A 13,866-nucleotide genomic window follows, 5' to 3' on the forward strand; every position below is an offset into this window, starting at 1 on the left:
CTCTCCGGTCGACGCTCAGCCTGCCCCAGGCGGTCTCCCGGGGGTTCTGGTCATGGTGACGCTGCGGAGTGTGACGGTACATCCCGCCCCCGTGTCAAACGGGAAAAGCCCGCAACGGCCACTCGAACGGTAACCCGACTACCACCGTTCCTGCCGCCCGGACCGTTCAGAGCCCGCCGCTCCCTATGCGGAGCGCAATCTCTCAGTTACGTGCGGAGACGACCGGTTCCGGCCCTCAGAGGCGCGTGAGGCACCAGGCGCCGAGGGCCAGGCAGACCAGCGCGACGGCGGCGGCGACGGTGACCGAGGCGAGCGGCCCGGCCCCGTGGACCACCGGCCGGTGCTGCCGGGCGCGGGTCGCCGTCCACACCAGCAGTGCGGCTCCGAACAGGCAGAACACCAATCCCGCGAAGATCGCCGGTCCGCTCTCCATGTTTCCCCGAGTCCCTCGTCCGCGTCCGCCGAAGCCGGCCTCGGGTGGAGGCTGACAGGCACGGGCGGCGGGCAGACGAACCCGAGGTGAACGCGCGGCCGAGGCCGGGCGACGCCGACGGTCCCGGGGCCGGTTCTCGACCGGCCGGCCCCCGCGGAATTCGCCGGACGAGGCGGGAGCCGCGGGTGACGCAGACAACTCCGACGGGGCGCGAGGCCGTGCCGCTCCCCACAGCGGGCCCACCGGGCAGCCGAGGGGAGGCCATGGGAAGTCGGGGCCGGGCCGGCCGGGGCACTCAGCAGGGCGGACGGGCGGGCGGGGCGTTCGGCAGGGCGGACGGGCGGGACGTTCGGCAGGACGGACGAGGCACGCGGGAGCTTCGGCCAGGGCGGCCGGGGCGTTCGGCCGGGTGTCCCCCGGGGCCGCCCCCCGCCTGAGGCGCCTGCCGAAGGCGCGTACCGGAGGCGCCTGCCGGACATGTCGGCCGGACGCGCCTGCCGCAGCCTCCTAGACCACCGGCTCCAGGAAGCCCTGTTCGACCAGCAGCCGGATCTGGGCCGGCGTGCGGTCCCGGAGGACGACGGGGTCCTCCCCCAGCAGCTGGGCGATGGCGTCCAGGATGCGGCCCGCGCTCATCGTGCCGTCGCACACCCCCGCGAAGCCCGCGCCGATCGTGTCCACCCGGGTGGCGCGGCGCATGCCCCGGTTCTGGCGCAGCACGACGTGCTCGGGGTCCTCGGCGCCGGGCAGGCCCACCTGCTCCTGCACGACCTCGGCGGCCAGCCGGAAGCGGGCCTCCAGCAGCGCCGCGTCGTCGTGCGACCGCAGGTAGTCGAGCCGGTCGAAATGGGCCCGGACCGTGTCGCCGAGCGGCTGTTCGACCGGGTGCGGCCACTCCTCCACCGTGATCGAGGGCACCGCGGCGTCCGACTTGCGCAGGGTGATCCAGCCGAAGCCGACAGCCTTCACCTTGCGCGCCTCGAACTCGTCCAGCCACGCGTCGTACCGCGCCCGGTACTCCGCCGGGTCGCCCCAGTGGTCGCCCGCGTCCCGGAGCCACAGCTCCGCGTACTGGGTGATGTCCTGCACCTCGCGCTGCACGATCCAGGCGTCGCACCCGCGGGGCACCCATGACCTGAGTCTGTCCTGCCAGTCCTCCCCCTCGACGTGCTGCCAGTTGGCGAGGAACTGCGCGAACCCGCCCTCGTTGAGCCGTTCCCCCGCCTGCTGAACGAGCGTGCGGCACAGATCGTCCCCGCCCATCCCGCCGTCCCGGTACGTCAGCCGGGCGCCGGGCGAGATGACGAACGGCGGGTTGGAGACGATCAGGTCGTACCGCTCGTCGTCACGGACCGGCGTGAACAGCGACCCTTCCCGCAGATCCGCCGCCGGGACGCCGGACAGGGCCAGGGTGAGGGCGGTGATGTGCAGCGCCCGCGGGTTGACGTCGGTGGCCGTCACCCGGGTGGCGTGGCGGGCGGTGTGCAGCGCCTGGATGCCGGATCCGGTGCCGACGTCGAGTGCGGAGCCGACCGGCGTGCGGACGGTGATGCCGGCCAGGGTCGTCGACGCGCCGCCGACGCCGAGGACGACGCCCTCGTCCCCGCTGCCGACGCCACCGGCGCCGCCGACCGCGCAGCCGAGGTCGGACACGATGAACCAGTCCTCCCCGTCCGGCCCGCCGTACGGCCTGATGTCGACGGTCGCGGCCAGCGCGTCCGGGTCCGTCCGCCGCAGCCAGCCGTGCTCCAGGCACAGGTCGACGGGCAGTACGGGGGCCACGCGCGCGTGCGGCACGGGCTGTTGCAGCAGGAACAGCCGGACAAGGGTCTCCAGAGGCGTGTCCCCGCGGGTCGCCCGGAGGGCGGGGACGGTCTCGCTGCGGGCCAGCGCGGCGTAGGCGGGGGCGCCGAGCAGTTCGAGCAGGCCGTCCGCGGTGAAGGAGGCACCGAGGAGGGCGTCCCGCAGCCGCGCGGCGGCGTCGGGTCGGTCGGGCGAGGGCAGGGGCGGCAGTCCGGCGCTATTCACGCCCCCCATTGTGGCCGCCGCCCCGGCCGTGTCACCGCCGCCCGGCACCAGCGCGCCCCCGCGCGGCTGCGGAGGGACGCGGACCACGCGATTCCGCGTCGCGGGGACGGAGGTGGGCCGCGAGAGACGCGTCACGGTCGGGCGCATCGGCCGCGCCGCACGCCGTCCCGCACCGGCCGCGCGCCCTCGGTGTCCCACGCCACCGGATGCGGCAACCGCGCCTGCTCGCCTGCACGACGGCGGCGTCGCACGGTCGCCGGGCCGGTCGCGAGTCGACCGGCCCCGGGCACGCCGGAAGCGAACCACCTACCGCCCGGCTCGCCGTGGCGGGGCCCGTGTGATCGTCGGTTCGTCCTCGGTGTGAGCGTCGGCACGTCCCCGGGCAGGGCCCACCGCAACCGATCAGCCCACAGCCGGGGAAGGGACGGCACGGTCGCGGTCGTCGACTCACCCGGCACCGGCGGAGTCGTACGGCCGGCCCTCCGTGCCGCGGAAGAGGCACACCATCACCCTGCCGCACACTCAACGCGGCCGCACAGGCGCACGGTCACACCGCCACGAAGCACCCAGTGCCCCGGTCACGCGGTCACCCGGTCACCCGGTCACGCGCACAAACGGGGCCGGGCCGAGCCGTCCACCACCGAACCAAGCCGGGCCCGGCCGTCAGCCACCGAACCGGGCCGAGCCGTCCGCCGGTCAGCTCTCCGCTGCCGGCGCGGTGGCCGTCTTGCAGCTGGGCTGGCGGGACATGGCCTCGCCGACCTCGCCCTCCTCCAGCGTCCGCAGGGCGTCGTTGCCGCTCTTGCTGAGCTTGTCCAGTTCGGTGGCGATGTCCTTCAGGCCGTCGGCGAACTTGGCCTGGTCGTCGGTGTCGAGCCCGTCCACCTGCTTCTTCAGGTCGGCGTAGGAGGTGGAGATGCCGTTCAGCTCCTTGACCGCGTCCTTCTGCTTCTTCTCGCCGTTCTCCACATCCGGAGCACCGGCCTTGTTCACGGCGGAGCCGATGGCCTTGTAGGCGTCGGACATGTCCTGGAACGCCTTGGAGTCGGTCTTCTGGACCTTCTCCGGCGTGCTGTTGTCCGAGGTCTCCTTCTGGATCGCGGCATTGGCGGACTCGATCTTCTTGGCCTGCGGCTGCACGGCGTCGCAGACCTCTTTCGCCCAGGCGTCCAGCTTCTCGTTGCCGTCGTCGCCGCCGCATCCCGTCAGCGCCAGTACCAGTACCGCACCGCCGGACAGTGCGGCCGCGAGCTTCTTGTTCACCGGATTGGTCCCTTCCATGGCTCTCGGCCCCGGAACATACACGCCATATGGACGACACCCACCCGCGGGACGACCGGTACGACACTTTTGAAGCCGTTTGCACCAAGCGAGAGAAGGCTCACGAACCGGGCACGCTCCGCACGGCGCGGGCGGGCGGCGCGCCAACGCGCGCCGCCCGCCCGCACCTTGGACCGGGACCCGACAGCAGCCCCTACGAAACCACCGCCGGATCGGCCGACTTGGGTTCCGGTTCGGAACCGTCCCCGTCGCCCACGGCGATACCGCGCCGCTTCGACACGTAGACCGCGCCGACGATCACGGCTGCCGCGAGGACCGCGATCAGCACCCGCACGCCGACGCTCCGGTCGGCTCCGTAGGAGAACTTGATGACCGCGGGCGCGATGAGCAGCGCGACGAGGTTCATCACCTTCAGCAGGGGGTTGATCGCGGGACCCGCGGTGTCCTTGAAGGGGTCGCCGACGGTGTCACCGATGACCGTGGCCTCGTGCGCCTCGCTGCCCTTCCCTCCGTGGTGCCCGTCCTCGACGAGCTTCTTCGCGTTGTCCCACGCGCCACCGGAGTTGGCGAGGAACACGGCCATCAGCGTGCCCGTGCCGATGGCGCCCGCGAGGAAGGCGCCGAGGGCCCCGACACCGAGGGTGAAGCCGACGAGGATCGGCGCCATCACGGCCAGCAGACCGGGTGTGGCGAGTTCCCTCAGGGCGTCCTTGGTGCAGATGTCGACGACCTTGCCGTATTCCGGTTTCTCGGTGTAGTCCATGATCCCGGGCTTCTCGCGGAACTGCCGCCGCACCTCGAAGACCACCGAACCCGCCGACCGCGAGACCGCGTTGATCGCCAGTCCGGAGAAGAGGAAGACGACCGCCGCGCCGACGATCAGGCCGACGAGGTTGTTGGGCTGCGAGATGTCCATCATCAGACTCATCGGCGCGCCCTCGCCGCTGAGTCTCTCGCCCACGTCCCGGGCGCCTGTGGTGATGGCGTCCCGGTAGGAGCCGAACAGGGCCGCCGCCGCGAGCACGGCCGTGGCGATGGCGATGCCCTTGGTGATGGCCTTGGTGGTGTTGCCGACCGCGTCCAGGTCGGTGAGGACCTGGGCACCGGCGCCCTGGACGTCGCCGGACATCTCGGCGATGCCCTGGGCGTTGTCCGAGACCGGGCCGAAGGTGTCCATCGCGACGATCACACCGACCGTGGTGAGCAGGCCGGTGCCGGCGAGCGCCACCGCGAACAGCGCCAGCATGATCGACGTACCGCCCAGCAGGAACGCCCCGTACACCCCGAGGCCGATCAGCAGTCCGGTGTAGACGGCGGACTCCAGCCCCAGGGAGATGCCGGCGAGCACGACGGTGGCCGGGCCGGTGAGCGAGGTCTTGCCGATGTCCCGCACGGGTCGCCGGGTGGTTTCCGTGAAGTACCCGGTCAGCTGCTGGATCAGGGCGGCGAGGACGATGCCGATCGCCACGGCGACCAGGGCGAGCACCCGGGGGTCGCCGTCCTTGCCCTGGATCGCGGCGTCGGTGACGCCGTCGAGGTCGGCGTACGACGACGGGAGGTAGCTGAACACCGCGATGGCGACGAGCACGAGGGAGATCACCGCGGAGATGAAGAAGCCGCGGTTGATCGCGCTCATGCCGCTGCGGTCAGACCTCCGGGGAGCCACCGCGAAGACACCGATCATCGCGGTGAGCACACCGATCGCCGGGACCATGAGCGGGAAGGCGAGCCCGGCGTCGCCGAACGCGGCCGAGCCGAGGATCAGCGCGGCGACGAGGGTGACGGCGTAGGACTCGAAGAGGTCGGCCGCCATGCCCGCGCAGTCGCCGACGTTGTCGCCCACGTTGTCGGCGATGGTCGCGGCATTGCGCGGATCGTCCTCCGGAATGCCCTGCTCGACCTTGCCGACCAGGTCGGCGCCGACGTCGGCGGCCTTGGTGAAGATGCCACCGCCCACCCTCATGAACATGGCGATGAGGGCGGCGCCGAGGCCGAACCCCTCGAGCACCTTCGGCGCGTCGGCCGCGTACACCAGCACCACGCAGGACGCGCCCAGCAGGCCGAGTCCGACGGTGAACATGCCGACGACGCCACCCGTGCGAAAAGCGATCTTCATCGCTTTGTGGGAGACGGCGGTGAGATCCTTTTCCGGCTCGCCCTCCGCCGGTGTCGCCTCGCGGGCCGCCGCGGCGACCCGCACATTGCTGCGTACGGCGAGCCACATGCCGATGTATCCGGTGGCCGCCGAGAACGCCGCTCCGATCAAGAAGAACACCGACCGTCCGGCACGCTGATTCCAGTCGTCCGCGGGCAGCAGCATGAGCAGGAAGAACACGACCACGGCGAATACGCCGAGCGTGCGCAACTGTCGGCCCAGATAGGCGTTCGCGCCCTCCTGGACCGCTGCCGCGATCTTCTTCATGCTGTCGGTGCCCTCGCCGGCCGCGAGTACCTGGCGCACCAGGACGCCCGCGACCACCAGCGCCGCCAGGGCCACGAGCCCGATGACGACCACGAGCACACGGTTGTCGTCGGTCAGCACGGCGGCCGCGAGGGATGTGGGTTGGCCCGACTGATGTGAGATGGAAAGCCCCGCCATTCGTCCTCCTTGACGCTTGGGCTGAGCTCAAGATGTGGACGGGATTCTAGGTACCGGAACCTGATCAAAACAGAGCGCGTTAAATGTAAATGTCCGGTGCGCACTCTCCACCGAAGATCAAGGAGCGGCCCGGGACCCGAAATCGGTAATGCCTTTGAGGCATTCGGTCGATCGTTTTTGCATTTCAGCCTGTTCAGCCGTCGGGCGTGAAGGAATTCACGCGATCAACGGCCCAGGGATCACTGTAGGCGCGGGCACCTCCACCCGCACACGCTGAAGGGCCCCACGAGGGGGCCCTTCAGGGACAACGGTCACCCGTACGAGTGATGCAGCGGGGCTGCGGAGACGGTGGGCCAGGGGTGGCAGTGGGGCCAGGGGCGGCGGTGGGGCCAGGGGTGGCGGTGCGCCCGTCGGCGGCGGCCGGCGGGCAGTGGCCCGTGGCAACGGCCCGGCGGGCACTGGGCCCGGTGGCAGCGGCCCGGCGGGCACTGGGCCCGGTGGCAGCGGCCCGGCGGGCACTGGGCCCGGTGGCAGCGGCCCGGCGGGCACTGGGCCCGGTGGCAGCGGCCCGGCGGGCACTGGGCCGGGGCATGGGCCCCGTCGGGGCGTGGGCCCCGTCAACGACCCGCGGTGGTCAGCCGAGGTAGGTGGCCGGCGGCGTGGTGGGCCACCTCATGCGGATCGACCCGCCGTGTTCCCCGGCGCTGACCTCGACGTCGTCGACGAGACCGCTGATGACCGCGAGGCCCATTTCGTCCTCCCCGGTCTCCACGCCCCCGTCACCGCCGGCGGCGAGCTCCTCGCCGGGCGCGGCATGGGGGATCTCGTCGCCGACCTCGATGGAGAACTGCTTCTCCTCCTCGATCAGCAGGACCTTCACGGGGGCGGAGACGCCCCCGTTCCGGTGCAGTCCCACAGCTCGTGAGCACGCCTCGCCGACGGCCAGACGCACCTCGTCGAGGACGGCCTCGTCCACCCCGGCCCTGCGCGCCACCGCCGCGGCCACCAGACGGGCGGTCCTGACGTGCTCGGGCAGCGCGCTGAAGCGGAGCTCAACGGTGGCCATGCATCCCCCTCGCAACTTCGGGCGTGCTGTGGAGAGACCGGACCGCCGAAGAGCCCGGTCCCCTCGAACTTCACTCCTGCCGCCCGGGCACGGGGCCCGGGCGGACGGTCAGTCGGTCGCCGCCACCGCTTCCTCGACCGAGGTGTGGATGGGGAACACCTTGGTGAGACCGGTGATGCGGAAGATCTTGAGAATGCGCTCCTGGTTGCAGACCAGGCGCAGCGAGCCCTCGTGGGCACGCACACGCTTCAGGCCGCCGACCAGCACGCCGAGTCCGGTGGAGTCGAGGAAGTCCACGCCCTCCATGTCGACGACAAGGTGGAAACTGCCGTCGTTCACCAGCTCGACCAGCTGCTCGCGCAGCTTTGGCGCGGTATATACGTCGATTTCGCCACCGACCCTGACGATCGTGCGATCGCCCATGGTCTCGGTCGACAGGGACAGGTCCACGGATCCTCCAGCACCTAGCTATCGAGCGGTCGCCCTTGGGGCATCTCGGCTCAGCCCCCGGGACGGTTCGCCAGCCGCGATGGCATTCAATCACTTACCGGCAGGCGTGCACGACGCCTTGGCCCCATTGTCCGTCACGCCAGTGACACACTCGGTGCCGATGGCCAAGAATCACCGATCCGATCGACCCCCTGTGGACGCCGCGTCCCGGCCCGCACCGGACGCGGTCCTCGACCGGCTCGCGTCCGGTCCGAGCCGGGCTTCGCGCATTACTCATACGGAGCACTTGCCCCCGCGGAAGGGTCGCCATGCCGTCTGGCCGGACCGGATCCGCGCGGAGGTCGTCGCCGCCGTGCAGGCCGCGGGCATCGAGCACCCCTGGGCCCACCAGGCACGGGCCGCCGAGCACGCCCTGGACGGCGAGTCGGTCGTGGTCGCCACCGGCACGGCCTCCGGCAAGTCGCTCGCCTACCTCACCCCGGTCCTGTCGACCCTGCTGGACGGCGCCGAGGCGCCGAACGGCCGTGGCGCCACCGCCCTGTACCTGGCCCCGACGAAGGCGCTCGCGGCCGACCAGTGCCGGGCTGTGAAGGAACTTTCACGTCCGCTGGGCCATTCGGTGCGCGCCGCGGTGCACGACGGCGACACGCCGTTCGAGGAACGCGAGTGGATCCGCCAGTACGCGAACTACGTCCTGACCAACCCGGACATGCTGCACCGCAGCATCCTCCCGTCCCACTCCCGCTGGTCCTCTTTCCTGAAGGCCCTGAAGTACGTCGTCATCGACGAGTGCCACACCTACCGCGGTGTCTTCGGGTCGCACGTGGCCCAGGTGCTGCGCCGGCTGCGTCGCCTGTGCGCCCGCTACGGCGCCGAGCCGGTGTTCCTGCTCGCCTCCGCGACCGCCGCCGAACCCGCGGTCGCGGCCCGCCGTCTCACCGGCCTGCCGGTGATCGAGGTGGCCGACGACGCCTCACCGCGTGGTGAACTGGTGTTCGCGCTCTGGGAACCCCCGCTGACCGATCTGCACGGTGAGAAGGGCGCCCCCGTCCGCCGCACGGCCACCGCGGAGGCCGCCGACCTGCTGACCGACCTGACGGTGCAGGGCATCCGCTCGGTCACCTTCGTGCGGTCCCGGCGCGGCGCGGAGCTGATCAGCGTGATCGCTCAGGAACGCCTCGCCGAGGTCGACCGCTCCCTGACCGGGCGGGTCGCGGCCTACCGGGGCGGCTACCTCCCGGAGGAACGCCGTGCCCTGGAGCGCGCCCTGCACTCGGGCGAACTCCTCGGTCTCGCCGCCACCAACGCCCTGGAACTGGGCGTCGACATCTCCGGCCTGGACGCCGTCGTCATCGCCGGATACCCCGGCACCCGGGCGTCCTTGTGGCAGCAGGCGGGACGGGCGGGACGGTCCGGACAGGGCGCCCTCGCCGTGCTCGTCGCCCGCGACGATCCCCTGGACACCTTCCTGGTGCACCACCCCGAGGCGCTGTTCGACCAGCCGGTGGAGTCCACCGTCCTCGACCCCGACAACCCCTACGTGCTGGCCCCGCACCTGTGCGCCGCGGCCGAGGAACACCCCCTGACGGACGAGGACATCGACCTGTTCGGCCCGGCCACCACGGACCTGCTGCCGCAACTGGAAGCCGCGAAGCTGCTCCGCCGCCGGACCCGGGCCTGGCACTGGACCCGCCGGGAGCGGGCCGCCGACCTGACCGACATCCGCGGGGCGGGCGGCCGCCCGGTCCAGGTCGTCGAGGCCGGTACCGGCCGCCTGCTTGGCACCGTTGACGCGGGTGCCGCGCACACCACGGTGCACGAGGGCGCGGTCCACCTCCACCAGGGCCGGACCTATCTGGTCCGCTCCCTGGACCTGGACGACTCCGTCGCCCTGGTGGAGCAGGCGAGCCCCCCGTACACCACGGTCGCCCGGGACACGACGTCGATCTCCGTCCTGGAGACCGACACCGAGGTCCCCTGGGGCGAGGGACGCCTCTGCTTCGGCTCGGTCGAGGTCACCAACCAAGTGGTCTCCTTCCTGCGTCGGCGGGTCATGACCGGGGAGGTCCTGGGCGAGACGAAACTGGATCTGCCTCCCCGGACGCTGCGCACCCGGGCGGTGTGGTGGACCGTCACCGAGGACCAGCTGGACCGGGCCCGCATCAGCCCGGAGATCCTCGGCGGTGCCCTGCACGCCGCCGAGCACGCCTCCATCGGCATGCTGCCGCTCTTCGCCACCTGCGACCGCTGGGACATCGGCGGGGTGTCGGTGCCCCTCCACCCCGACACCCTGTTGCCGACCGTCTTCGTCTACGACGGTCACCCCGGCGGTGCCGGCTTCGCCGAGCGGGCCTTCCACACCGCCCGCTCCTGGCTGACGGCCACCCGGCAGGCCATCGCCTCCTGCGAGTGCGACGCCGGGTGCCCGTCCTGCATCCAGTCCCCCAAGTGCGGCAACGGCAACGATCCCCTGCACAAACGCGGCGCGGTGCGCCTCCTCACCGTCCTGCTGGCGGAGGAGCCGGGGCCGGGCGGCGAGCAGCGCGGGCGAGTGTTTGAGGAGGAGTAGTGCGAGCGAGTGCCTGAGGAGCATCGGCAAGCCGACGAGAGGAAGGGTGCTCCGGTACCGCCGGATCGGCAGGTGGCCCCGCGCGCGCCCTGACCTGCGCCGTGAACGGCCCCCGACCCGACGCCACCGTCACGTCGGCGACGTCGCCGACGAGCGCACAGCGCGTCAGCCGGGTGCTCTGGGCCCGGGCCACCCGGCCCGCCCGGGCACACGCCCCGGCGGTGCCGTCCGTCCAGTGGTCGGCCGCGGCGAGGGCCGCGAGGTCGGCCCCTGCCGCTGCCCTGTGCCGCACCGCGACGGCTTCGCCGAGTCCGAGGACGACCCCGGACACCACACACAGCACGGCGATGGCCCCCACGCTCCACACCGTCGCGGAACCACGGTCACCGTCACCCGCCCGGCGACCACCCCACCGGAACGCGTAGGAACTGCCGCCGGCCCCGCGACCACCCCGCCCGGACGCGTAAGCACTGCCGCCGGCCCCGCGACCATCCCGCCCGATGACCTTGCCATCGCCGCCGGTCGAGGGCGCCCGTCGAACCCTCCTTCCGCCCGTCGTCTGTCTGGCTCTGCCTCCCCACCTGGCGGCCCACGGCCGCCCTTCGTCCCTTCTCCCGCGGGACGGCCGCTGCTTCACTCCTCCCTGCGCGACCCCGCTCGCGGCCCCGCCCCACCGAGCCGGCGCCCCGTGCTGCTCACCCCGCAGACGCGACCTCACGTTCCCTCCCCACCGCCTCCTCCACGGCCGCCACGGCCTCCTCGCGGAGGTCGAAGGGCAGCCCGTGCAACAGCGGTGGCCGAGCCTCCACGACCACCCGGACGTGCTCCGACTCCCGGCTGACCGTGACCTTCGCGTCGGCCGGTGCCGCCTCGCGCGCCACTTCAACGACCTGTCCGGGCGGATCCTGCCGGGCAGCGGCGCGGGCACCCGCCCGCGCCGCGTCGACGCACTTGATCTGGTCCACGACCACCAGCAACGCCCAGACCAGCGCCGTCACGAACAGCACCAGCACCGGCAGCACCACGGCCGCCTCCGCCGTCACGAACCCGCGGTCCTTCCACCGCTCACATCCGGCCATCGAGCGCCTGCTTCACGATCTTCGACAACGCCGCAGCCACCGGCCCGCTGGTGACCACCTTGTAGAGCACCACGGCGAACGCCACCGCTGCGACGATGCCCATCGCATACTCGGACGTCACCATCCCTGCGTCCTTGCGCACTGCGCGGATCCTGCGCGCCAAGGCACGCAGCCGCGCCTTCACCACCTGATACATGTCAACTCCTTCTTGGGTCTGAATGTGGGTCTGCATATGGGTCTGCATGTGGGTCTGGTCTGGATGTGTTGGTTCTTCTCGTCCGCCGGCCGTTCCTGCCGGCCACCGCGCGGCTGTGCCGTCTCCGGCCGCTGACGCCGCCGACGGCGCCGACCCCGCTGCCCCGGCCGGCCACGCTGACGCCGCCGATCCCGTCGTCGCCGTGGCCGCCGCCGGGACTCCGCTGCCTGGGACCGCGATTCGCAGTCCGCGATTCGCAGTCCGCGGTCCGCCATCCGCTCGCACGGTCCGCTATGTGCCGCCTCCGCCCAGCACTCCGCCCGCGAGTCCGATCACCACGGGGAGAACGCCCACGGCCACGAACGCGGGCAGGAAGCACAGCCCCACCGGTGCGGTGACCATGACGGCCGCCCGCCGCGCCCGCGCCGTGCCGGCACGGGCCCACTCCGCGCGGGTCCCGGCGGCGATGCGGGCGACCGGCCCGGCCATGGGGAGCCCCGAGACGTCGGCCCGTTCCAGGAGCCGGGCCAGCGCCCCGGCCCCCGGCAGAGCGGCCAGCCCTTGCCAGGCCACGCCCGGTTCCCCGCCCAGCCGCATCTCCGCCGCGCCGCGGGCGAGAGCGTCGCCCACCGGGCCGCCCAGGGTTTCCCCGACCGCCTGTGCGGCCGTCACCGGTCCGGCACCCGCCTCGATGCAGGCCGCCAGCAGGTCGGCGGCCAGCGGGAGTTGCCGTGTCGCAGCCGCCGTTTCGCGCGCCATCGACGGGTCGGGGGAGGCCGCCCGACGCCGCTGCCACCACCAGAGCGCACAACCACCCACCAGCCCGGCGCCAACCCCGGCGAGGCCACCCACCAGCGCCCAACCGGCCCCCGCGACCGCGACGCAGTGGAGCCACGCCGGTGCCCGCTTCGGCACGGTGAACCCTCTGCGGCCCGGCGACACTTCGGTGACCAGCAGAACCCCGGGCAGGCGCCTGCGCATCCTGCGTGCGGACCGGGCGCGCCCCAGGAACCCCACCCAGCAGCCGAGGACCGTGACGACCCCCAGGGCCGTCCCCAGCCTGTGGACGACGTCGCCGCTCACGTCACCGCCTCCTCGGCTCCGCGCATGATCCGCAGCACCCACCACAGACCCGCAGCCTCCAGGAGCGCGCCCGCCACCAGGCAGCCCAGTCCGGACGCGGTGTGCAGCAGGACGTGCAGCGGGTCCGCCCCGAGGGCCGCTCCCAGGCCCAGGCCGAGCACCGGGAGCCCGGCCAGCATCACCGCTGTGGCACGGGCCCCGGCCAACTGGGCGCGCAGGTCGGCACACTGGTCCCGCTCGTTCCGCAGCGCGGCCTCCAGCCGGTCGAGTCCCGCCGCGAGCCCCGCCCCCTGGTCGACGGCCACCCGCCAGCAGGCGGCCAGCCCACGCAGCCCTTCGGCTCCGGGCCGGCGGGCGGCCGCCGCCAGCGCATCCGGTACGTCGCCGCCGAAACGGGCGGCCGCGAGCACCGCGGCCTGGGCCTCACCGAGCCCGCACGAGTCACGCGCGGCCCACAGCAGTGCCTCACCCGGCTGGCGCCCGGCACGGACCTCCCCCGCGAGCGCCCCGCACAGTGCGATCACCGCGTCCCCGCGCCGCTCGTGCTCCCGGCGCTGTTCCGCGGCCAGCCGCATCCGGCGCAGCAGTGGCACCCCGGCCGCCCCCGCCACGGCCGGGACCACGGACGCGCCGAGCGCCGCCACCACCAGACCGGCGGCCAAGGACCACCACTCGTGGCGCAGTTGCCCACGGATGCGCCGGAACTCACCGGCGGCCCATGACCACCCCGGTGGCCGGCACCCCGTCGGTGCGGCCCCGCCGGGCAGCAGCCACGCGCGCCTGTTCCGTCTCCGTCCGGTGCCCAGCAACCACAGCGCGGTGCTCAGACACGCGGTGACGGCACCCGCCGCGACCCCGGTCGAGTCGTACATCTCGCTCCTCCTCACTCCCGTGTTCGCTTGCCGCCCAGTGGGCTCCGAGGACCGGGCCGCCGCGACGAGACCCGGGGCCAGCGGCCCGGCCCGCGCGGGCGGTTGCCCGACCAGCCGTCGCGGAAGAACTGACCCGGCCCGGAGGGTTCGACGAACCCGTGCGCCCCCGTCACACGGCCCCCGTCACACGGCCTCCGCCCACCGCTTCCT

General features: G+C 72.9%; 12 protein-coding genes. 1 reads left to right on the top strand and 11 read right to left on the bottom strand.

The window, feature by feature from the left end:
- Positions 1-235: 235 nt before the first annotated feature.
- The 6 genes from ACSU53_RS13835 to bldG form a co-directional block, all read right to left on the bottom strand.
- Positions 236-433, bottom strand: coding sequence for a hypothetical protein (locus ACSU53_RS13835; RefSeq protein ID WP_437027707.1), 198 nt, complete (start codon positions 431-433; stop codon positions 236-238).
- Between the two features lie 507 nt (positions 434-940).
- Positions 941-2,470, bottom strand: a complete 1,530-nt coding sequence (locus ACSU53_RS13840) for a DUF7059 domain-containing protein (RefSeq protein WP_437027709.1) — start codon at positions 2,468-2,470, stop codon at positions 941-943.
- A 687-nt stretch (positions 2,471-3,157) separates the two neighbouring features.
- Positions 3,158-3,742: a small secreted protein gene (locus tag ACSU53_RS13845; protein ID WP_437027711.1), complete on the bottom strand. Its 585-nt coding sequence runs from the start codon at positions 3,740-3,742 to the stop codon at positions 3,158-3,160.
- A gap of 193 nt (positions 3,743-3,935) precedes the next feature.
- A complete protein-coding gene (locus ACSU53_RS13850) occupies positions 3,936-6,341 on the bottom strand; it encodes a sodium-translocating pyrophosphatase (RefSeq protein WP_437027713.1) in 2,406 nt (801 codons plus the stop codon).
- A 634-nt stretch (positions 6,342-6,975) separates the two neighbouring features.
- Positions 6,976-7,407 (bottom strand): ATP-binding protein, encoded by a 432-nt coding sequence (locus tag ACSU53_RS13855; protein WP_437027715.1) that lies wholly within the window; start codon positions 7,405-7,407, stop codon positions 6,976-6,978.
- Between the two features lie 108 nt (positions 7,408-7,515).
- On the bottom strand, positions 7,516-7,857 hold the full coding sequence (gene bldG / locus ACSU53_RS13860; protein ID WP_003991900.1) for an anti-sigma factor antagonist BldG: 342 nt from the start codon (positions 7,855-7,857) through the stop codon (positions 7,516-7,518).
- 79 nt (positions 7,858-7,936) lie between these two features.
- Here bldG and ACSU53_RS13865 point away from each other — a divergent pair, with 79 nt between their 5' ends.
- On the top strand, positions 7,937-10,426 hold the full coding sequence (locus tag ACSU53_RS13865; protein ID WP_437027717.1) for a DEAD/DEAH box helicase: 2,490 nt from the start codon (positions 7,937-7,939) through the stop codon (positions 10,424-10,426).
- Here ACSU53_RS13865 and ACSU53_RS13870 read toward each other — a convergent pair.
- The 5 genes from ACSU53_RS13870 to ACSU53_RS13890 all read right to left on the bottom strand — a co-directional run bounded on the left by ACSU53_RS13870 (position 10,356) and on the right by ACSU53_RS13890 (position 13,656).
- Positions 10,356-10,793 carry an Rv3654c family TadE-like protein gene (locus tag ACSU53_RS13870; RefSeq protein ID WP_437027719.1) on the bottom strand — a complete coding sequence of 146 codons (438 nt, stop codon included), beginning with the start codon at positions 10,791-10,793 and terminating at the stop codon, positions 10,356-10,358. The two genes, ACSU53_RS13865 and ACSU53_RS13870, sit on opposite strands and share 71 nt — an antisense overlap.
- A gap of 328 nt (positions 10,794-11,121) precedes the next feature.
- Positions 11,122-11,505 (bottom strand): TadE family type IV pilus minor pilin, encoded by a 384-nt coding sequence (locus ACSU53_RS13875; RefSeq protein WP_437027721.1) that lies wholly within the window; start codon positions 11,503-11,505, stop codon positions 11,122-11,124.
- Positions 11,492-11,701: a DUF4244 domain-containing protein gene (locus tag ACSU53_RS13880; RefSeq protein WP_437027723.1), complete on the bottom strand. Its 210-nt coding sequence runs from the start codon at positions 11,699-11,701 to the stop codon at positions 11,492-11,494. The genes ACSU53_RS13875 and ACSU53_RS13880 overlap by 14 nt, the downstream gene beginning before the upstream one ends.
- A gap of 291 nt (positions 11,702-11,992) precedes the next feature.
- Entirely contained in the window at positions 11,993-12,784 is a 792-nt protein-coding gene (locus ACSU53_RS13885) for a type II secretion system F family protein (RefSeq protein WP_437027725.1), read from the bottom strand.
- Positions 12,781-13,656 (bottom strand): type II secretion system F family protein, encoded by an 876-nt coding sequence (locus tag ACSU53_RS13890; RefSeq protein WP_437027727.1) that lies wholly within the window; start codon positions 13,654-13,656, stop codon positions 12,781-12,783. The genes ACSU53_RS13885 and ACSU53_RS13890 overlap by 4 nt, the downstream gene beginning before the upstream one ends.
- Positions 13,657-13,866: the final 210 nt, after the last annotated feature.

It is taken from the genome of Streptomyces sp. enrichment culture (genome assembly GCF_964273255.1).
In the GTDB taxonomy this organism is placed as follows: Bacteria; Actinomycetota; Actinomycetes; order Streptomycetales; family Streptomycetaceae; genus Streptomyces.

What these genes read in the sequence shown, in the direction of transcription:
- ACSU53_RS13875 (WP_437027721.1), bottom strand. Translation starts at nt 11,505, where the DNA reads ATGGCCGGATGTGAGCGGTGGAAGGACCGCGGGTTCGTGACGGCGGAG.
- ACSU53_RS13890 (WP_437027727.1), bottom strand. Translation starts at nt 13,656, where the DNA reads ATGTACGACTCGACCGGGGTCGCGGCGGGTGCCGTCACCGCGTGTCTG.
- ACSU53_RS13865 (WP_437027717.1), top strand. Translation starts at nt 7,937, where the DNA reads ATGGCATTCAATCACTTACCGGCAGGCGTGCACGACGCCTTGGCCCCA.
- ACSU53_RS13855 (WP_437027715.1), bottom strand. Translation starts at nt 7,407, where the DNA reads ATGGCCACCGTTGAGCTCCGCTTCAGCGCGCTGCCCGAGCACGTCAGG.
- ACSU53_RS13840 (WP_437027709.1), bottom strand. Translation starts at nt 2,470, where the DNA reads ATGGGGGGCGTGAATAGCGCCGGACTGCCGCCCCTGCCCTCGCCCGAC.
- ACSU53_RS13880 (WP_437027723.1), bottom strand. Translation starts at nt 11,701, where the DNA reads ATGTATCAGGTGGTGAAGGCGCGGCTGCGTGCCTTGGCGCGCAGGATC.
- ACSU53_RS13835 (WP_437027707.1), bottom strand. Translation starts at nt 433, where the DNA reads ATGGAGAGCGGACCGGCGATCTTCGCGGGATTGGTGTTCTGCCTGTTC.
- ACSU53_RS13845 (WP_437027711.1), bottom strand. Translation starts at nt 3,742, where the DNA reads ATGGAAGGGACCAATCCGGTGAACAAGAAGCTCGCGGCCGCACTGTCC.
- ACSU53_RS13850 (WP_437027713.1), bottom strand. Translation starts at nt 6,341, where the DNA reads ATGGCGGGGCTTTCCATCTCACATCAGTCGGGCCAACCCACATCCCTC.